Here is a 17,952-nt window from a genome sequence, read left to right as displayed (position 1 = left end):
CCGATCAGTAATGCGGCGGACGTTCGTCGCCCAGCACCACCGCGCCGCTGTTTTGCGCCTCACGCTCGGCCTCGCGCAGGGTCAGCATCTCGACCTTGCGGGTCAGCCGGTCGATTTCCCGGTCCTGGCGCGCGACCACATCCGACAGGTCGTCCAGCATCCGGGTCAGATGCGCCAGATGTTCGGTCAGGGCGGTCACGTCGGTCATCGGGGCGGGTCCTTCTGGTTGGTCGCGACATAGGTGTTTCGGGCGTCGCGTGCAATTGCCCGATCGCCCGGGCGGGCGATACGAGAGACCAGTCTCTCGTGCTCTCTGAGGTTATTGGAAACCGAAGAAGGGGGCGTTGCTTGCTCCGGCGCGGGAGAGCGGCTATCTGGGCGGCGAACGTGCACAGAGCTGGATCGCCCCATGGCCAAGACCAAGAAGCAGCCCCGCCCCAAGGCGCAGACGCCGCGCGGGTTTCGCGACTATTTCGGTGCGGAGGTGCGCGCGCGCACTGAGATGCTGGAAAAGATCGCGGCGGTCTATCATCGCTACGGCTTTGACGCGCTGGAATCCTCAGCTGTTGAGACGGTCGAGGCGCTGGGCAAGTTTCTTCCGGACGTCGACCGGCCCAACGAGGGCGTCTTTGCCTGGGAGGATGACGCCGAGGGGTGGGTGGCGCTGCGCTACGACCTGACCGCGCCGCTGGCGCGGGTCTATGCCCAGCACCGCAACGATCTTCCGCTGCCTTACCGGCGCTATGCCATGGGGCCGGTCTGGCGCAACGAAAAGCCGGGGCCGGGGCGGTTCCGGCAGTTCTATCAGTGCGATGCCGATACCGTAGGCGCGGCGTCGGTGGCGGCGGATGCCGAGATTTGCGCGATGCTGGCGGATTGCCTGGAAGAGGTGGGCATTCCGCGTGGCGACTACGTCGTGCGGATCAACAACCGCAAGGTTTTGAACGGTGTGCTTGAGGTCATGGACGTGGCCGAGGATCAGCGCGACGCGGTGCTGCGCACCATCGACAAGTTCGACAAGGTCGGCGAGGCCGGGGTGCGCGAGTTGCTGGGCAAGGGGCGGCTCGATGCCTCGGGGGCGTATATCGACGGTGTGGGGCTGAGTGATGAACAGGCCGCGCCGGTGCTGGCGTTCCTGACCTCGAAAGGCGGCACGGCGGATGAGACGCTGGCGAACCTGACGGCCGCAGTGGGCGGCTCCGAAATCGGTGCGCAGGGTGTCGAGGAATTGCGCATGATGGCCGATCTGCTGGCGGCGCAGGGCTATGGTCCCGACCGCATCGTCATCGACCCGTCGGTCGTCCGCGGCCTTGGCTATTATACCGGGCCGGTGTTCGAGGCAGAGCTGACCTTTGACATCCTCGACGACAAGGGCCGCAAGCGGCAGTTCGGGTCGGTCGCGGGCGGCGGCCGCTATGACGATCTGGTCAAGCGCTTTACCGGGCAGGTGGTGCCGGCCACCGGTGTCAGCATCGGGGTGGACCGGCTGCTCGCGGCGCTGCATGAAAAGGGGCGCATCGACCAGACCGCGCGCGGGCCGGTGGTCGTGACCGTGATGGATCGCGACCGGATGGCCGATTACCAGACCATGGTGACCGAGCTGCGCCATGCGGGGATCCGGGCCGAGGTCTACCTCGGCAACCCCAAGAACTTTGGCAACCAGCTGAAATACGCCGACAAGCGCGGCAGCCCCGTCGCGGTCATCGCGGGGGGCGATGAGTTCGACAAGGGCGTGGTGCAGATCAAGGACCTGATACTGGGGGCGCAGATTGCCGAAAATGCGACGCTCGAGGAATGGAAGGACCGGCCCAGCCAGTACGAAGTGCTCCGCGCCGATCTGGTCGCCAAGGTGAAAGAGATCCTGGGATCGTGACCGGACCGGTGCTCATGCAGGACGAGGCGGCGCGGCTGCGCGCAGCGTTCGAAGCGGCGGGCGCGCAGGCCGTCGATTGCGCGATCCTGCAACCGGCGGAAACGCTGCTCGATCTTTACGGCGAGGATATCCGCGCGCGGGCTTATGTGACGCAGGATCCCAGCCGGGGCGAGCAGATGCTGCGCCCGGATTTCACGGTGCCGGTGGTGCAGATGCACATGCGGGGCGGCGCGGAACCGGCGCGCTACACCTACGCGGGCGCGGTGTTTCGTCGGCAGGAGGATCATCCGGAACGTGCGTCGGAATACCTGCAGGTCGGTTACGAGGTATTCGACCGCCGCGATCCGCAGGCGGCGGATGCGGAGGTGTTTGCGCTTTTCCGCGACGTGCTCGGGGGTCATGACCTGCGCGCGGCCACCGGCGACATCGGCATCCTGACCGCGGCTGTGCAGGGGCTGAAGACCTCTGCGCGCAGGCGCGCGGCGCTGATGCGGCACATCTGGCGGCCACGGCGGTTTCGCCAGCTGATCGACCGGTTTGCCGGGCGCACGGCGATGCCGCCGACCCGCGCCGCCCTGCTGGCCGAAGGCGATCCCATGGCCAATGCGGCACCGGTGATCGGCCTGCGCGGCGAGGCCGAGATTGCCGCCCGCGTCGCGGCGCTGCGCGAGGATGCGGCGGAACCGCCACTGTCTGAAGGCCAGGTGGCGCTGATCGACGCGGTGCTGGCGGTCCGCGAAACCTGCGCCTATGCGCTGGATCACCTGCGCGACATCGCTGTCGACCTGCCCGCGATTCATTCCGCCGTCGAACGCTTTGCCCGCCGCTGCGACGCGCTTTCGGCGCGCGGGGTGGATGTCGGTACCCTTGATTTCGAGGCGTCCTACGGGCGCACCTCGATGGAGTATTACGACGGTTTCGTCTTTGGCTTTTACGCCGAGGCGCAGCCCGACCTGCCGCCGGTCGCCACCGGCGGGCGCTATGACGCACTGACCCGGCAGCTCGGGCAGGGGGCCAGCATCCCGGCGGTGGGGGGCGTGATCCGGCCCGACATCCTGCGCATGCTTGGGGGGGCGGTACGATGAGCGTGAAGCTGGGCGTGCCGTCGAAGGGGCGGCTGATGGAAAAGGCATTCCAGTGGTTCGGTGAGCGCGGGCTGACCCTGACGCGCACCGGGTCGGAACGGGAATATGCCGGCGCGGTCGAAGGGATCGCGGGCATCGACCTCGTGCTGCTGTCGGCCGGAGAGATCCCGCGCGAACTGGCGGCGGGGCGCATTCATCTGGGCGTGACGGGCACCGATCTGGTGCAGGAAAAGCTGGTGCAATGGGATCAGCAGGTCGAACCGCTGGCGGAACTGGGTTTCGGCTTTGCCGACCTGATCATCGCCGTGCCTGCGGCCTGGGTCGATGTGGACACGCTTGATGATCTGGACGCGGTGGCGGCGGCGTTTCGTGCGCGGCACGGGTTCCGCCTGCGCATCGCGACCAAGTACCACCGGCTGGTGCGCGAATACCTGCGCCACGGCGGCGTGGCGGATTATCAGCTGGTCGACAGCCAGGGCGCGACCGAGGGCACGGTGAAGAACCTGACCGCCGAGGCGATAGCCGACATCACCTCGACCGGGGAGACGCTGCGCGCCAACCACCTCAAGGTGCTGGCCGAGGAGCCGGTGTTGCGCAGTCAGGCGACCCTTTATCGCAGCCGCGCGGCGGTGCGTGACGAAGCCCATCAGGCGACGCTATGCGCGCTGTACGACCGGCTGGGCCTTGATGTGCGCAACCGCACCCGGGGATAGCCTCGCCCGCGCGTTCGGTTGCAAATTCCTGCAAAACCGCGCTTAGTCGGGGCAGGATCATTTCCAACGGGAGAAAGCAATGACCAAGACATTCACAAGCGCGCTGGCGCTGTCACTCGTGGCCGGGACGGCCTTTGCCAACTGCGACGAGGTGGTGTTCTCGGACGTCGGCTGGACCGACATCACCGCCACGACTGCGGCGGCCTCTGTCGTGCTGGACGCGCTGGGATACACGACCGACATCAAGGTGCTGTCGGTGCCGGTCACCTATACCTCGATGGCGGCGGGCGACATTGACGTGTTCTTGGGCAACTGGATGCCCACGATGGAGGCCGACATTGCCCCCTACCGTGAGGCAGGCACCGTCGACACCGTGCGCGCCAACCTCGAAGGGGCCAAGTACACCCTGGCCACCAACGCAGCCGGCGCCGCAATGGGCATCGACGATTTTTCCAAGATCGCCGAGCACGAGGACGCGCTGGAAGGTGAAATCTATGGTATCGAGCCCGGCAATGACGGCAACCGCCTGATCCTGAGCATGATCGAGGAAAACGCCTTTGGCCTTGAAGGGTTCGATGTCAAGGAAAGCTCGGAACAGGGGATGCTGGCGCAGGTGGGGCGCGCGACCGGAAAGGACGAACCCATCGTCTTTCTGGCGTGGGAACCGCACCCGATGAACGCCAACTATGACCTGACCTACCTGACCGGCGGCGACGATTACTTTGGCCCCGACCTGGGCGGCGCCACGGTCTATACCAACACCCGCGCAGGCTATGTCGAGGAATGCCCCAATGTGGGCAAGTTGCTGCAGAACATGGCGTTCACCCTCGAGATGGAGAACGAGATCATGGGCGCGATCCTCGATGACGGCATGAACCCCAACGAGGCCGCCGCCACCTGGATCGCCGAGAATTATGACGCGGTCATCCCGGCCTGGCTTGACGGCGTGACCCACATCGACGGCAGCAGCGGGCTCGAGGCGGCGCAGATGACGCTGGCCAACTGAGCGACATCAAGATACGCGCGCTGCCCGGGCCACCGGGCAGCGTCTCAATTTTCAGGCCTGCCCGTCGCCGTCCTGACCCAGCGCATCGTCGATTTCGGCGGCCCGCACCGCCGCGGGGCGGGAGGTGATGCGGGCGATGTAATCGTCGAACCCGGGCCGGTCGGGCAGGCCGCTGAACTGCCGCCCCCAGACGATCTGCGAGCCCAGATAGACATCGACAGCGCTGAATGCCTCGCCCAGCAGATGCGGGCGCCCGTCCGACAGCAGGCCCGACAATGCGTCCGCCACGGCATCGAGGTTTCCCCAGCCCGCACGACGGTAGGCGGCCGGGTCCTTGGTGTCGAACCCGAAAGAGGCCGCCGTGACCGCTGCCTCGACCGGCCCGGCGCCGAAGAACATCCAGCGGTAGTAGGGGCCACGGTCCGGACTGCGGGGGGTGGGGGCAAGGCCTGCATCCGGAAAGGCGTCGGCCAGATAGGTGCAGATCGCGCCGCCCTCGGTCACCACCGTGTTGCCGTGGCGGATGGCCGGCACCTTGCCCATCGGGTTCATCGCCAGATACTCCGGCGCCTTCATCGTGGTGTCGTAGCCCAGCAGGACGGTGTCGTAGGGCGCGCCCACCTCTTCGAGCATCCAGCGCACGATCCGCCCCCGCGACATCGGGTTCGTGTAGAAGGTGAGTTTCTGCATCCTTGCCTCCCGTAGCTGTTCTTGGGATAGAAAAGCCTTAACACTGCAGCATGACAATGCAGAACGCACAATCGGACCGCGCCCCGGCGCGATCGGCAAGGGGGACGCGGCGATGGACTGGCTGACAGACAGGAAAATCCCGATCGGGGACTGGGCCGAAGCGATCTTTGGCTGGTTGCAAAGCAACGGCGCGTGGTTCTTTGACGGGATGGCGCTCGTGATGGAATGGCTGATCGAGGCGATCCTGTGGGTGTTGCAGACGCCGCCGGAGCTTCTGGTGATCGCGGCCTTCGTGGCGCTCACATGGGTCATTCACCGAGGCTGGAAACTGCCGCTCTTCATCGGGCTTGGCTTCCTTTTCATCGTCAACCAGGGCTACTGGGAAGAAACCACCGAAAGCCTGACGCTGGTGCTGTCGGCCTGCGTGGTCTGCATGGGGATCGGCGTGCCCATCGGCATCGCCGCGGCGCACCGGCCCCGGCTTTACGCCACGATGCGCCCTGTGCTGGACCTGATGCAGACGTTGCCGACCTTCGTCTATCTGATCCCCGCCATCGTGTTCTTCGGCATCGGCATGGTGCCAGGCCTGATCGCCACGGTGATCTTCGTGGTGCCAGCCCCCATCCGCCTGACGCATCTGGGCATCTCGAACACGCCGACAGCGCTGCTCGAGGCGGCAGAGGCGTTTGGCGCGCGGAAACGGCAGATCCTGTGGAAGATCGAGCTGCCCTATGCCCTGCCGCAGATCATGGCCGGGTTGAACCAGACGATCATGCTGTCGCTGTCGATGGTGGTCATCGCCGCCCTTGTCGGGGCCGACGGGCTGGGGGTGCCGGTGGTACGCGCGCTCAACCGTGTGGACACCGGGCTGGGCTTTGAGTCGGGCTTTGTCATCGTGGTAGTCGCGATCATGCTGGACCGGATGCTGCGGGTGGGTGCGAAATGAAAAAGGCGGTCGAATTCCAGAAGGTCAGCATCATGTTCGGCAACGCGCCGGACAAGGCGCTGCCGCTCGCCGATCAGGGCAAGACCCGGTCGGAAATCCAGGCGGCCACGGATCAGGTGCTGGGCGTGCACGACTGCACGCTGGACGTGGACGAGGGAGAAATCCTCGTGCTCATGGGCCTTTCGGGGTCGGGCAAGTCGACGCTGCTGCGGGCGGTCAACGGGCTCAACCCGGTGGCGCGCGGCGCGGTGCTGGTCAACGATGGCGGCCACATGGTCGATGTGACCAGCTGCAAGCCCGCGGTGCTGCGCCATATCCGCCAGACCCGCGTGGCGATGGTGTTTCAGCAGTTCGGCCTGTTGCCCTGGCGCACGGTGACGGAGAATGTGGGTTTTGGCCTCGAACTCGCGGGCATGCCCGAGGCCGAGCGTGACCGGAAGGTCGCCGAACAGCTTGAGCTTGTGGGCCTGTCGGAACGCGCCGGCGCCAGGGTGGCCGAGCTTTCGGGCGGCATGCAGCAGCGTGTGGGCCTGGCCCGCGCCTTTGCCACCGAAGCGCCGATCCTGCTGATGGACGAGCCGTTTTCCGCCCTCGACCCCCTGATCCGCACCCGCCTGCAGGACGAATTGCTGGAATTGCAGGCGCGGCTGCAGCGCACGATCATCTTTGTCAGCCACGATCTGGACGAGGCGTTCAAGCTGGGCGGCCGCATCGCCATCATGGAAGGCGGGCGGATCGTGCAATGCGGAACCCCGCGCGACATCTTTTCCAACCCCGCGTCGGACTACGTCGCTGATTTCGTCGCCAACATGAACCCGCTGGGGGTGCTGACCGCGCGCGACGTCATGGTGCCGGGGGAGGGCGGTGTCGTGTCCGTGAATTCAGAGTTGCCCGTGCGCGAGGTGATGACGGCGCTCAGGGATCAGAAGAGCCTGACGGTGGAGTCTCTGGGCAAGCCTATCGGGCAGGTCACATCGGACAGCATCGTCGCGCGGCTCTCTGCCTGAGTGGACAAACCTACACCGAAGCGTGATCGGTGCGATGCAACCAAAGCGGGCCTCGCGCGTTTCCTCTTCAGACCCCGCAGCGTGACGATGTTAGCGCTGCGGCAGGCACGTAGACATGACATTTCGACATGAAAGGAAACGCCATGAGTGAATTTGCAGACAAGGCAAAAGGCGCCGCGAACAAGGTGGCAGGTGCCGCAAAGGACGCGATCGGCAAGGCGACTGACAACGAACAGTTGCAAGCTGAAGGCAAGGCGCAGAAGCTGAAAGGCGAAGCGCAAGAGACCAAGGGCGAGATCAAGGACGCGCTGAACGGCGACGAGTCCGACAACCGGTCGTAACGCCTGATCCATGACACGTACGGGCCCTGACGTTATCGCGTCAGGGCCCGTTTTGTTTCGGGCGGTGCCAGATCAACTCGTTTGGTCGGCCAGCGTCAGTCCGCCCCGATCTTGTCCTGTGTCTGCGTGTCGAAATCCGCCGCATCGTGGCGTTCATGCAGTTGCAGCTCAGGCTCTCCGAAGGTGCGGTTGACCATGCGTCCGCGCAGGACCGCGGGGCGGGCATCTATCTCTTTCGCCCAGCGGACGACGTCGGTGTAGCTTTCTACGTCCAAAAACTCTGCCGCGTTGTACAGACGCCCAAGCACAAGTTGCCCGTACCACGACCAGACCGCCATGTCGGCGATCGTGTAGCTGTCCCCGGCCAGGTAGCGGTTGTCGGCCAACCGCTTGTCCAGCACGTCCAGCTGGCGCTTGGCTTCCATGGTGAAGCGGTTGATCGGGTATTCCATCGGCTCGGGCGCATAGGCGTAGAAATGGCCGAAGCCGCCCCCGAGGTAGGGCGCGCTGCCCATCTGCCAGAACAGCCAGGACAGCATCTCGGGCCGGTCCGCCGGTGCGCCCAGGAAAGCGCCGAACTTCTCGGCCAGGTGCAACAGAATCGCCCCGGATTCGAAGATGCGCACCGGTGTGTCGCCGCTGTGATCCATCAGCGCCGGGATCTTCGAATTCGGGTTCACCCCGACAAACCCAGACCCGAACTGGTCGCCATCACCGATCTTGATCGGCCAGGCATCGTATTCGGCCCCTGCATGACCTGCGGCCAGCAGCTCTTCGAACATCACGGTGACCTTCACCCCGTTGGGGGTCGCCAGTGAATAAAGCTGGAACGGATGTTTGCCAACCGGCAGGTCCTTGTCGTGGGTCGGGCCGGACACGGGGCGGTTGATATTGGCGAACTTGCCACCGGAGCCGGCGTCATGGGTCCAGACTTTCGGCGGGGTGTAGCTTTCGGTCATCGCAGGGTCCTTTCTGGAACGTTCCGGAAAAGGTATGACCCCGCCCGCAAATTGCCAGAGGTCGTTCGATGTGCAGCGCCGCAGGGCGGCTGTGCGGGGTTAAAGCACCCCGATCTCGGCCAGCGCCCCGGCCAGTTGCGGCGGCAGGGCGTCATCCTCAGCGCGGCGCGCGGACAGGTCGGCGGGCGCATCTGCCGGATCCAGATAGCGCCAGCCCTGAAACGGGCGTTTCAGCGCGGGGTTGGTGCGAACCAGTTTCGGCTCAAGCACGATGGCGCAGCGGCGGATGCCGTCCGACCCCGTGACCTCGTCCAGCCGCAGGATGCGCTGGCGGCATTGCACGACGCCCTTGATCACCCAGTAGATGCTGCCGCCGTTGAGGATTTCCGCCTCGCGCTTGGGCCACATACGGGTGACGTGCCGAGGCAAGCCGTCCGGCCCCTTGGCGCGCGATGACGCCTGCCAGGCCTGCAGCCCCTCGACGGCTTCGGTGCCGACGCTCAGTTTGATCAGATGCGTGAACTTGTCCATACTCTATCCACAGACTTACCCACAGTCTTCAAAGATGTTGTGTACTAGCCAACCGGTACTTCTAACTGTAGTGTGTTGCTTCTCAATTAGCCCGACTCGTGACCGAATCCAAGGGAATCGCCCATGACCCGCTTTGCCGCCCCTATCGCCGAACAGATATGGGACATGAAATACCGCCTCAAAGAGGCGGACGGCGCGGCAATCGACCGCACGGTCGAAGATACCTGGCGCCGCATCGCCCGGTCCCTGGCCGAGGTCGAGGATGACGCCCCCGTTTGGGAAGACCGGTTCTATACCGCGCTCGAGGATTTCAAATACCTGCCCGCGGGCCGGATCACCGCGGGCGCGGGCACCGGGCGGTCTGTCACCATGTTCAACTGTTTCGTGATGGGCACGATCCCCGACAGCATGGGCGGCATCTTCGAAATGCTGAAAGAGGCCGCGCTGACCATGCAGCAGGGGGGCGGTATCGGCTATGACTTCAGCACCATCCGGCCCAAGGGCGCGGATGTGAAGGGCGTGGCCGCCGATGCCTCGGGCCCGCTGTCATTCATGGATGTCTGGGACGCGATGTGCCGCACCATCATGTCCGCCGGATCGCGCCGGGGCGCGATGATGGCGACCATGCGCTGCGACCACCCGGATATCGAGGATTTCATCGGCGCCAAATCCGATGCAGCGCGCCTGCGCATGTTCAACCTGTCGGTGCTTGTGACCGATCCCTTCATGGATGCGGTCAAGGCCGACGGCCCTTGGGACCTGCGGTTCGGCGACAAGGTCTACAAGACCGTGCAGGCCAGCGACCTGTGGAACCGGATCATGCGCGCCACCTACGACTATGCCGAACCCGGCGTAATCTTCATCGACCGCATCAACCAGGCCAACAACCTGAGCTACGTGGAAACCATCGCCGCAACCAATCCCTGTGTGACTGCCGATACCTGGGTTGCCACCCGCGACGGCGCCCGACAGGTGAGCGATCTGGTCGGGCAGCCGTTCGATGCGATGGTCGACGGGAGAGCTTATGCCAGTGGGCCCGAAGGGTTCTTTCCGACCGGGACCAAGCCCGTCAAACGGCTTTCGACACGCTGCGGGCGTGTCTTGCGGCTGACCGAGGATCATCTGGTGCGCAAGGTCACGTCGCGCACGCGCTGGCGGCTTGAGTCGGACTGGGTAGAGGCCGGGAAGCTTGCCATCGGCGACGAGGTGATGTTGCACGATCACCGCAGGGCGCCTGTTGTGGAAAACCCGGAGGACGCTCAGGGCTACCTGCTGGGCATTCTGATCGGTGACGGTGTGATCCGTGACGACAAGACGCTGATTTCGGTCTGGCCAAGCGCGGCTGTCGCCAACGGCGCAAGCGTCGCTGATCCGGTCATGACCAAGGTCGAGGCGCTGTTGCGCGCCTTGCCGCATCGCGCGGATTTTGCGGGATGGCAACGCGTGGACGGTCGCGGCGAATATCGGATTGGAACGGCCGCGCTGACCGACCTGGCCGCGCGCTTTGGCCTGTCCCGCGGTCACAAGGCCATAACGCCACAAATCGAAGCGGCCGCGCCCGGGTTCGTCGCGGCCGTGCTGCAGGGGCTTTTCGACGCCGACGGATCGGTGCAGGGCAGCCAGGAAAAGGGCGTTTCGGTGCGCCTGGCGCAAAGCGATCTGATGCTGCTGCAAGCCGCACAACGGATGCTTGCGCGGTTGGGCGTGAATGCTGTCATCTATTCTGACCGCCGCCCCAACGGCAGCGAGGCGCTGTTGCCGGACGGCAAGGGCGGTCAGGCCGTCTATCATGTCAAAGCGCAGCACGAACTGGTGGTCAGCGGTGAAAACCTGCAGGCCTTCCACAGCCGCGTCGGCTTTGCCGATGCGGACAAGGCGCAGCGGCTGGTGTCGGCGCTTGGCGGCTACAAGCGGGCGCTCAACCGCGAACGGTTCGTCGCGCAAATTAGCAGCGTCGAAGAGGAGGGCATGGCCGAGGTCTTCGACGTGCAGGTGCCGGGTGTCAACGCTTTCGATGCCAACGGATTTTATGTTCATAATTGCGGCGAACAGCCCCTGCCGCCCTATGGTGCCTGTCTGCTGGGATCGGTGAACCTTTCGCGGCTGGTGGCCGATCCGTTCGGCGATGCGGCGTCGGTCGATAAGGCGGCGCTGACGGATCTGGTGCGCACCGCGGTGCGGATGATGGACAATGTCGTCGACGCCAGCCGTTTCCCGCTGCCCCAGCAGGCCGAAGAGGCGCGCAACAAGCGCCGCATCGGGCTGGGGGTCACCGGTCTGGCCGATGCGCTGCTGATGTGCGGGCTGCGGTACGGATCGGAAGAGGCGGCGCAGCAGACCGAGGACTGGCTGCACCTCATCGCGCGCGAGGCCTACCTTGCCTCTGTGGAGCTGGCCAAGGAAAAGGGCGCCTTCCCGCTTTTCGATGCCGAGGAATATCTGGCATCCGGCACGATGATGCAGATGGACGAGGACGTGCGCGCCGCGATCCGCGAACACGGCATCCGCAACGCGCTGCTGACCTCGATCGCGCCCACCGGCACGATCTCGCTTTACGCCGGCAACGTCAGTTCCGGGATCGAACCGGTCTTTGCCTATGCCTACACCCGCAAGGTGCTGCAGAAGGACGGCAGCCGGACCGAAGAAGAGGTGGTCGATTACGCCGTGCAGATGTGGCGCGAAAAGTTCGGTGACGCCGAATTGCCCGACTACTTCGTCAACGCCCAGACCCTTGCGCCGCTCGATCACGTGCGCATGCAGGCGGCGGCGCAGAAATGGGTCGACAGCTCGATCTCCAAGACGATCAACTGCCCCGAGGATATCTCTTTCGAGGATTTCAAGGAGGTCTACCTGCAGGCGTGGGAGAGCGGCTGCAAAGGCTGCACCACCTACCGCCCGAACGACGTCACGGGATCGGTCTTGAGCGTGGCGGAGGAGAAGCCCGCCGCCCCCGAGGTCATCGCCAATGACGACGCCGAGCCGCAGCAGCCGCATGGCGATGTGGTCTACATGTCCGAACCGCTGGACCGTCCGCAGACGCTCGAGGGCAATACCTACAAGCTCAAGTGGCCTGACAGCGAACATGCGATCTACCTCACGATCAACGACATCATCGTCGGCGGGCGCAGGCGGCCGTTCGAGGTGTTCATCAACTCCAAGAACATGGAGCATTTCGCCTGGACCGTGGCGCTGACGCGGATGATCTCGGCGGTGTTCCGGCGCGGCGGCGACGTGTCGTTTGTGGTCGAAGAGCTCAAGGCCGTCTTCGACCCGCGCGGCGGCGCCTGGATCAAGGGCAAGTACATCCCGTCGATCCTCGCGGCCATCGGCGGCGTGATCGAACAGCACCTCGTGGCCACCGGGTTCCTCGAAGGCGAAGGCATGGGCCTCAAGACCGACCCGCAGGCCCGTGTCGTGAACCTCGACACCCCGCGCGGCAAGGCCTGCCCGAGCTGCGGCCAGTACGACATGCGCATGGTCGAAGGCTGTATGACCTGCGCCAGCTGCGGCCATTCCAAATGTGGCTGAGACTTGTGTGATCCTGCTGAAACCGGTGCGACATCATGGCCGTGACGTCGGCGATTTGACCGACATCATGCACATGGTGCCGGTCGAAACCAATGCGGACGGATGGCACGTGGAATTCGTCCAGTAGCCGTGGCGTGAAGCGATGGCGCCTTGGCCAAATGCAAATAATGCAATCGGCCAAGGCCAGACATTTGTGCGTGCTATGTGCATTTCAAATGCAGCGTCCCTGTCGCGGTCCTCCGTGAACCCTTCAGTGATGCTGGTTCCGTATGGCGGTTTGCAGCAGCCTCCATCAATGTCGCTAATGAGTGATCAAAACGCCGGCCGAGACATTACCCTTGGCGCAGTGACCTTCCTGATCGGCCAGACATGACATCCATTTCGCCAGCCTCCACCAACACGGATGCCCACAAATACGGTGTGCTATTCGTCTTTGCGGCGGGTGTGCTTTGGTCGACCGTCGGCCTTGGCATTCGCCTGATCGAGGATGCCGTCGTGTGGCAGATACTGCTTTACAGGTCGGTCAGCCTGTCGCTGTTCCTGTACATACTTATCCGCGTGCGCTCGGGCGAAAGCCCGTTTGTTCAAATCCGACGCATCGGCGCCACGGCGATCATCGCGGGGCTTTCGCTGGTCGCAGCCTATTCGGGCGGGATCTACGCGATCCAGAACACGTCGGTCGCGAATGCCATGCTTCTGTTTGCGACCGCGCCGTTCATGGCCGCGGTGCTTGGCTGGATCGTGTTGCGGGAGCCTGTCCGCGGCGCAACCTGGTTCGCCATCGCCGTGGCAATCGGCGGAATCGCGATCATGGTCGCCGACAAGTCCGGCGGCGTGGTCCTGAGGGGCAGCCTTGCCGCGCTTGGATCGGCTTTCGGCTTCGCCGTCTTCACCGTGGCGCTGCGATGGGGACGCACGGGGGAAATGCTGCCAGCGGTTTTCCTGTCGGGCGTTCTCGCGATCGCCATCACCTTGGCGATTTGCCTGGGCCTCGGGCTCTCGGTCGTGCTGAGCGCCCGGGATGGCGGCATCGCGATGGGTATGGGGGTCTTCCAGGTCGGTGCCGGGCTGATCCTCTACACGCTGGGCTCACGCAGCCTGCCCGCGGCAGAGCTCGCGCTTTTGTCCTTGGCCGAAGTCCTGCTTGGCCCGCTCTGGGTCTGGCTTTTTCTGGGCGAAACCGCGAGCGTCTATACCCTGATCGGCGGTGCGGTCCTGCTCGCTGCCATCGTCGGTAATGCGCTGTCGGGAAAGCGCCGAAAACCTCCGCCGATCACGACCCCTTAGCATACGGATGCAACGGCCCGGAGCCGATATTTGACCCAAACCGGACTTTCACGCCTCGTCTCTGGAAATCACCCTTCGCTGCGGCCGCGCCCATGTCAGCTTTCCCGCGTTGCATTCGATCACCTGAGACCAAAGCTATGCTCGGCAGCCCAGGCCTGATTCATCATGAAATCAACAAACAGATGCGCAATCCCATCCTTGGGACTGTTCGCCGGGTAGATGGCATAAACGTCGATCGGGCGTAGTTTTGCCCGTGGCAAAAGATGGACCAGACGCCCGGCGCGAATGTCATCGGCAACAAGCGGGTAGGTCTCGATCATGAAGCCCAGCCCCTCATCAACAAACTTCCGGGCCAATGCGAAATTGTTGCAGGTCGCCACGATTTTCGGTGTCCGTTCGGGCGCTGTTCCATCCGCAGACCTCGCGAAATCGGTCCATGAAATCGGTGAGCTTTGGATCCAATGCCAATCGGCCAGATCCTCAATCGTGTGCGGTTTCGGCCGGCCATGTACGTAGGACGGCGCCGCGAAGACGCAGAACTGCAGGTTGCCCAGCTTGCGCGCCTTGTAGCTGCTGTCGTCGAGCTCCTTGGTGCGCCCGCGAATGGCAACATCGATGGTCGAGCCCTCAAGAGGAACCGACCGGTCATCAAGCTGAATTTTCAGATGCACATCGGGGTAGGTCTGAGCAAAGCGTGTAAAGGCTTCGGCATAAGGGCTTTGCGCCAGCGGCGTCGCAGCGGCAATCGTCAGCGTTCCAAAGGGCTGCTTTGCCCGCCGCTGGATGGCTGCCAGCCCATCCTGGGCGGCAGCCGTCATGCGCTGGCTTGCCGCCAGCAACTCAAGTCCCGCATCGGTCAGCGACATGCGCCGGGTGGATCGGTAAAGCAGTGGTGTGCCCAGGTGCTCTTCGAGTTTCGAGATGTGATGGCTGACCACCGAGGGCGACAGGTTCAGCACCTTCGCGGCCTGCCGAAACGATCCAAGCTCAGCCACCGTCTGGAAGATCGCCATGGTCCTGAGCTGATCTATCATTGTTCGATCCTATGAAACTATAAAGCCTATAATGCCTATATACCCACAGTAATCCGTCCGTGTCATCCTAAGGCAAGCCGACCAAACGGCCGGCGCATCCCAAGGTTTGAAAGGACACACCATGACCATGCTCGTATCTGTCTGCCGCGTTTCTCATATCCCCGTCGGGGCCGAGCTTGAGGATTTTCATAAAGCTCACAAAGAGGTCTTTGGCGAAGCCGTCGGCAAGATGACGTTTCTGCGCGACCCGCAGGATGCCAATCAGGCCGCCGTGGTCGGTCAGGTCCACGATCTCGAGAAACTGCGCGAAATCAGCCGCTCGCCGCGCGGCGATGACGTGATGCGAAAGTTCGGGTTCATAGAGCAGCTCAGCTACTTCCTGGAAGAGGCGTAGACCCCTGTGGCTCTGGCGCTCGCCTTCCCTGCTCGACCATGAAAAAGCGGTGGTCAAGCGCGAGGGTATCGATGCGAACCTGTCACCTCAGGATCGGTTCGACCTGCGCCTTGCGCAATTCGCCTAGGAGGACATTCGCGATCTCGTCGGCGCGCAGGGTGGTTTTGGTGAGATCCCGGAATGCCATGTCGCGCCGCGTGGCGTCGAGAGCGGCCTGATAGGATGTGCCGGCCGCGCGCAACCGCCGCTGCAAGGTGCTGCGGCTGATACAAAGCGCAAGGGCCATATCCTCGGCCCGCTCCGTCCGGCAGGCATCAGGTCGACCTGGGCGTCGCGCACCCGATCGGCGATGGGCGAACGGTCGTTTCGGGCGGACATCTGAGGCTTGAGGTCCGCCCCGATATCCGATCAGAGCGCGGGGTTCTCGGAAATGACCCCGCGTTTCGCGATAGCGTTGGCCGTGTGGCCATTACCGGCATATACATCCTCCACCTTGATGCCGCGGGCAAGGTGCCCGACCTTGTCGTCCTGATCCGACCGGTCTCGGCTATGACGACGCGCGGGGAAAGGGACGCCCGATCATCCTCGGGCACGCGATCACCATGTTGGGTGTGAAACGCGCGGCACCTGATCGGCCCTTCAGCCACGACCTTGTTCCCCAGGTCGGCTGGACTCTGCTGGACAGTGTCATGGCTCTTGCGGCAACGCGGCCTTGGGTCTTCGCGCTGAACGCCATGGCCTGGTCTTTGGGCCAATGGCTGGACGACCTTGTTGCAGGCGACGGGCATCGTGGGGGCCTTCTGCGTCCTCGTGTTTAGCTGCGGAAGACCCGTATCAACGCGCGCGAGGCCCGCGCTCTACGGCCTCTTCGATATTTGCCCTTCGCTTTCCTCGTGATCTGACCTCTACTGCTGGAACGTTTGGCGCACCACCCGCGTGTCGGTTCCCGCGGATCGACCCGTCGTCGCAAAGGCGGGGTGGATCGATCAGACCCCGAACAGGAGGCCCCATGGCCGAAGCGCGCGCCGTTTTTCTAGAGGGCAACCTCTTTCGCCACATCACGGTGATGGCGCTGACCTCGTCGGTGGGGCTGATGGCGGTCTTTGCGGTCGACTTCATCGACATGGTCTTTATCTCGATGCTGGGCAACGCGGAACTGGCCGCGGCGGTGGGATATGCCGGCGCGATCCTGTTCTTCACAACGTCCTTCGGCATCGGCATGGCGATCGCCGCAGGTGCGCTGGTGGCCCGCGCCTTGGGGCGGGGCGATGCGGATCTGGCCCGCTCGCAGGCGGCGGCCGCGCTGGTCTGGGGCGTGGTTTTCGGCGCGATCTTCGCGGCGGCGGTTTGGCTGAACCTCGGATCACTGGCGGCGCTTATGGGCGCCTCGGGCGAGACGCTGGATCTTGCCGTTCTTTATCTGCGCATCATCGTGCCCAGCTTGCCGTTCCTGATCGTCGGCATGGTGGGCGGCGCGATCCTGCGCGCGCATGGTGATGCGCGCCGCGCGATGATGGCGACGATCTGGGGCGCGCTGGTCAACGCGGCGCTCGACCCGATTCTGATCTTCGGACTGGGACTTGACCTGGCAGGGGCGGCGCTGGCCAGCGTGGCGGCGCGGCTGGTGATCGCAGGCACGGCGCTGATCCCGATCTTCCGCCACCACGGCGGGCTGGCGCGGCCGGGCGTGTCCGAGCTGTCGGTAGCCCTGCCGCCCATCGTGACCATCGCCGCCCCGGCGATCCTGACCCAGCTGGCCACGCCGCTGGGACAGGCCGTCGTCACCCGCGCCATGGCCAGCTTTGGCGAGGCGGCCGTGGCGGGCATGGCCATCGTGAGCCGGATGACCCCTGTGGCCTTCGGCGTGATCTTTGCGCTGTCGGGGGCCATCGGGCCGGTGATCGGCCAGAATTTCGGCGCGGGACGCATGGACAGGGTGAGGCAGGCCTGGCGCGACGGCGTGCTGTTCTGCGGTATCTTCACCCTGGCCATGACCGCGATCCTCTTTGCCCTGCGCGGCCCGATCATCGCGCTTTTCGAAGCCGAGGGGGTGACGCGCGACCTGATCGTGCTTTTCTGCGGGCCGCTGGCGCTGGCGTTCTTCTTCAACGGGGTGATCTTCGTCGCGAACGCGGCGTTCAACAACATGGGCCATCCGTTCCGCTCCACCGGGATCAACTGGGGGCGGCACACGCTGGGCACCGTGCCGTTCGTTCTGGCGGGGGGCGCGATGTTCGGCGCGGCGGGCGTTCTGATCGGGCAGGCAGCGGGCGGCGTAATCTTTGCGGGCATCGCTGCGCTGATGGTTCAGCGGATGATGAGCGCAGAGGCCGGTGCGCCCGGGCCGGAAGAGCCTTTCGAGCGTCAGGCACGGCTCATGAGCCTGATGCACAGACGCCGCTGACACGTCCGTCCGGGTTCCTGCCAGTGCCTCAGACCCGTTCCCGGCGGCGAAGGTCGCAACCGGCCGCTGGAGATTGGCGCGGGGGACCGCGTTTGTGGGCGCCCGTCCACCCGGGCCCCCGGGGTTGATGACGGGCGCGCCCCCCCGTTTTGAG

At 64.6% G+C, this 17,952-nt stretch carries 18 protein-coding genes and 1 pseudogene; 13 read left to right on the top strand and 6 right to left on the bottom strand.

The features are described 5' to 3' along the window. Positions 1–4: 4 nt before the first annotated feature. Complete coding sequence (locus tag ACOXXX_RS06455) at positions 5–208, bottom strand: SlyX family protein (RefSeq protein WP_422825733.1); 204 nt, start codon at positions 206–208, stop codon at positions 5–7. Positions 209–409: 201 nt separating this feature from the next. Here ACOXXX_RS06455 and hisS point away from each other — a divergent pair, with 201 nt between their 5' ends. The 4 genes from hisS (at position 410) to choX (ending at position 4,677) form a co-directional block, all read left to right on the top strand. Further along, positions 410–1,873 (top strand): histidine--tRNA ligase, encoded by a 1,464-nt coding sequence (hisS, locus tag ACOXXX_RS06450; RefSeq protein WP_422825732.1) that lies wholly within the window; start codon positions 410–412, stop codon positions 1,871–1,873. A gap of 14 nt (positions 1,874–1,887) precedes the next feature. Further along, positions 1,888–2,958 carry an ATP phosphoribosyltransferase regulatory subunit gene (locus ACOXXX_RS06445; RefSeq protein ID WP_422825829.1) on the top strand — a complete coding sequence of 357 codons (1,071 nt, stop codon included), beginning with the start codon at positions 1,888–1,890 and terminating at the stop codon, positions 2,956–2,958. Next, positions 2,955–3,671, top strand: coding sequence for an ATP phosphoribosyltransferase (gene hisG, locus ACOXXX_RS06440; RefSeq protein WP_422825731.1), 717 nt, complete (start codon positions 2,955–2,957; stop codon positions 3,669–3,671). Before ACOXXX_RS06445 ends, hisG begins: the two co-directional genes overlap by 4 nt. 79 nt (positions 3,672–3,750) lie before the next feature. Then, positions 3,751–4,677, top strand: a complete 927-nt coding sequence (choX, locus tag ACOXXX_RS06435; RefSeq protein WP_422825730.1) for a choline ABC transporter substrate-binding protein — start codon at positions 3,751–3,753, stop codon at positions 4,675–4,677. Between the two features lie 51 nt (positions 4,678–4,728). On the opposite strand, the gene ACOXXX_RS06430 is transcribed toward choX, so the two are convergent. Further along, positions 4,729–5,367, bottom strand: a complete 639-nt coding sequence (locus ACOXXX_RS06430) for a glutathione S-transferase family protein (RefSeq protein WP_422825729.1) — start codon at positions 5,365–5,367, stop codon at positions 4,729–4,731. A 112-nt stretch (positions 5,368–5,479) separates the two neighbouring features. On the opposite strand from ACOXXX_RS06430, the gene choW reads away from it, so the two are divergent. The 3 genes from choW to ACOXXX_RS06415 all read left to right on the top strand — a co-directional run bounded on the left by choW (position 5,480) and on the right by ACOXXX_RS06415 (position 7,661). Next, positions 5,480–6,313, top strand: a complete 834-nt coding sequence (gene choW / locus ACOXXX_RS06425; protein WP_422825728.1) for a choline ABC transporter permease subunit — start codon at positions 5,480–5,482, stop codon at positions 6,311–6,313. Continuing rightward, the gene (gene choV, locus ACOXXX_RS06420; protein ID WP_422825727.1) at positions 6,310–7,320 is read left to right on the top strand and encodes a choline ABC transporter ATP-binding protein; all 1,011 of its coding nucleotides are present in this window, start codon (positions 6,310–6,312) and stop codon (positions 7,318–7,320) included. Before choW ends, choV begins: the two co-directional genes overlap by 4 nt. Before the next feature lie 128 nt (positions 7,321–7,448). Beyond that, positions 7,449–7,661: a CsbD family protein gene (locus tag ACOXXX_RS06415; protein ID WP_422825726.1), complete on the top strand. Its 213-nt coding sequence runs from the start codon at positions 7,449–7,451 to the stop codon at positions 7,659–7,661. Positions 7,662–7,756: 95 nt separating this feature from the next. Here the strand turns inward: ACOXXX_RS06415 and yghU are convergent, their stop codons facing one another. Continuing rightward, complete coding sequence (gene yghU, locus ACOXXX_RS06410; RefSeq protein ID WP_422825725.1) at positions 7,757–8,620, bottom strand: glutathione-dependent disulfide-bond oxidoreductase; 864 nt, start codon at positions 8,618–8,620, stop codon at positions 7,757–7,759. Between the two features lie 99 nt (positions 8,621–8,719). After that, entirely contained in the window at positions 8,720–9,151 is a 432-nt protein-coding gene (locus ACOXXX_RS06405; RefSeq protein ID WP_422825724.1) for a DUF1489 family protein, read from the bottom strand. A gap of 123 nt (positions 9,152–9,274) precedes the next feature. Between ACOXXX_RS06405 and ACOXXX_RS06400 the strand changes: the two are divergent. From ACOXXX_RS06400 to ACOXXX_RS06385, 4 genes and pseudogenes are all read left to right on the top strand, one after another. Continuing rightward, positions 9,275–9,499: pseudogene (locus ACOXXX_RS06400) on the top strand (ribonucleotide reductase N-terminal alpha domain-containing protein); the annotation flags it as partial. 21 nt (positions 9,500–9,520) lie between these two features. Then, positions 9,521–12,679: an LAGLIDADG family homing endonuclease gene (locus tag ACOXXX_RS06395; protein ID WP_422825828.1), complete on the top strand. Its 3,159-nt coding sequence runs from the start codon at positions 9,521–9,523 to the stop codon at positions 12,677–12,679. Further along, on the top strand, positions 12,672–12,806 hold the full coding sequence (locus ACOXXX_RS06390; protein WP_422825723.1) for a hypothetical protein: 135 nt from the start codon (positions 12,672–12,674) through the stop codon (positions 12,804–12,806). The genes ACOXXX_RS06395 and ACOXXX_RS06390 overlap by 8 nt, the downstream gene beginning before the upstream one ends. A gap of 242 nt (positions 12,807–13,048) precedes the next feature. Next, positions 13,049–13,966, top strand: coding sequence for a DMT family transporter (locus tag ACOXXX_RS06385; RefSeq protein WP_422825722.1), 918 nt, complete (start codon positions 13,049–13,051; stop codon positions 13,964–13,966). 119 nt (positions 13,967–14,085) lie between these two features. On the opposite strand, the gene ACOXXX_RS06380 is transcribed toward ACOXXX_RS06385, so the two are convergent. Further along, positions 14,086–14,979: a LysR family transcriptional regulator gene (locus tag ACOXXX_RS06380; protein WP_422825721.1), complete on the bottom strand. Its 894-nt coding sequence runs from the start codon at positions 14,977–14,979 to the stop codon at positions 14,086–14,088. A gap of 142 nt (positions 14,980–15,121) precedes the next feature. Here ACOXXX_RS06380 and ACOXXX_RS06375 point away from each other — a divergent pair, with 142 nt between their 5' ends. Then, a complete protein-coding gene (locus ACOXXX_RS06375; RefSeq protein WP_422825720.1) occupies positions 15,122–15,394 on the top strand; it encodes a hypothetical protein in 273 nt (90 codons plus the stop codon). An 82-nt stretch (positions 15,395–15,476) separates the two neighbouring features. Here ACOXXX_RS06375 and ACOXXX_RS06370 read toward each other — a convergent pair whose 3' ends face one another. Continuing rightward, positions 15,477–15,680, bottom strand: a complete 204-nt coding sequence (locus ACOXXX_RS06370) for a hypothetical protein (RefSeq protein WP_422825719.1) — start codon at positions 15,678–15,680, stop codon at positions 15,477–15,479. Between the two features lie 723 nt (positions 15,681–16,403). Here ACOXXX_RS06370 and ACOXXX_RS06365 point away from each other — a divergent pair. Further along, positions 16,404–17,798: an MATE family efflux transporter gene (locus tag ACOXXX_RS06365; protein ID WP_422825718.1), complete on the top strand. Its 1,395-nt coding sequence runs from the start codon at positions 16,404–16,406 to the stop codon at positions 17,796–17,798. Positions 17,799–17,952: the final 154 nt, after the last annotated feature.

Source organism: Thalassococcus sp. BH17M4-6 (genome assembly GCF_049323015.1).
In the GTDB taxonomy this organism is placed as follows: Bacteria; Pseudomonadota; Alphaproteobacteria; order Rhodobacterales; family Rhodobacteraceae; genus Puniceibacterium.
This window is presented reverse-complemented; position numbering and strand designations above follow the sequence as displayed.

Bases quoted from the DNA above. Each gene is read 5' to 3' on its own strand.
- ACOXXX_RS06430 (WP_422825729.1), bottom strand. From the start codon at position 5,367: ATGCAGAAACTCACCTTCTACACGAACCCGATGTCGCGGGGGCGGATC.
- ACOXXX_RS06445 (WP_422825829.1), top strand. From the start codon at position 1,888: ATGCAGGACGAGGCGGCGCGGCTGCGCGCAGCGTTCGAAGCGGCGGGC.
- ACOXXX_RS06365 (WP_422825718.1), top strand. From the start codon at position 16,404: ATGGCCGAAGCGCGCGCCGTTTTTCTAGAGGGCAACCTCTTTCGCCAC.
- choX (WP_422825730.1), top strand. From the start codon at position 3,751: ATGACCAAGACATTCACAAGCGCGCTGGCGCTGTCACTCGTGGCCGGG.
- yghU (WP_422825725.1), bottom strand. From the start codon at position 8,620: ATGACCGAAAGCTACACCCCGCCGAAAGTCTGGACCCATGACGCCGGC.
- ACOXXX_RS06370 (WP_422825719.1), bottom strand. From the start codon at position 15,680: ATGGCCCTTGCGCTTTGTATCAGCCGCAGCACCTTGCAGCGGCGGTTG.
- hisS (WP_422825732.1), top strand. From the start codon at position 410: ATGGCCAAGACCAAGAAGCAGCCCCGCCCCAAGGCGCAGACGCCGCGC.
- choV (WP_422825727.1), top strand. From the start codon at position 6,310: ATGAAAAAGGCGGTCGAATTCCAGAAGGTCAGCATCATGTTCGGCAAC.
- ACOXXX_RS06455 (WP_422825733.1), bottom strand. From the start codon at position 208: ATGACCGACGTGACCGCCCTGACCGAACATCTGGCGCATCTGACCCGG.
- ACOXXX_RS06405 (WP_422825724.1), bottom strand. From the start codon at position 9,151: ATGGACAAGTTCACGCATCTGATCAAACTGAGCGTCGGCACCGAAGCC.
- hisG (WP_422825731.1), top strand. From the start codon at position 2,955: ATGAGCGTGAAGCTGGGCGTGCCGTCGAAGGGGCGGCTGATGGAAAAG.
- ACOXXX_RS06415 (WP_422825726.1), top strand. From the start codon at position 7,449: ATGAAAGGAAACGCCATGAGTGAATTTGCAGACAAGGCAAAAGGCGCC.
- ACOXXX_RS06385 (WP_422825722.1), top strand. From the start codon at position 13,049: ATGACATCCATTTCGCCAGCCTCCACCAACACGGATGCCCACAAATAC.
- ACOXXX_RS06395 (WP_422825828.1), top strand. From the start codon at position 9,521: ATGTTCAACTGTTTCGTGATGGGCACGATCCCCGACAGCATGGGCGGC.
- ACOXXX_RS06380 (WP_422825721.1), bottom strand. From the start codon at position 14,979: ATGGCGATCTTCCAGACGGTGGCTGAGCTTGGATCGTTTCGGCAGGCC.
- ACOXXX_RS06375 (WP_422825720.1), top strand. From the start codon at position 15,122: ATGACCATGCTCGTATCTGTCTGCCGCGTTTCTCATATCCCCGTCGGG.
- choW (WP_422825728.1), top strand. From the start codon at position 5,480: ATGGACTGGCTGACAGACAGGAAAATCCCGATCGGGGACTGGGCCGAA.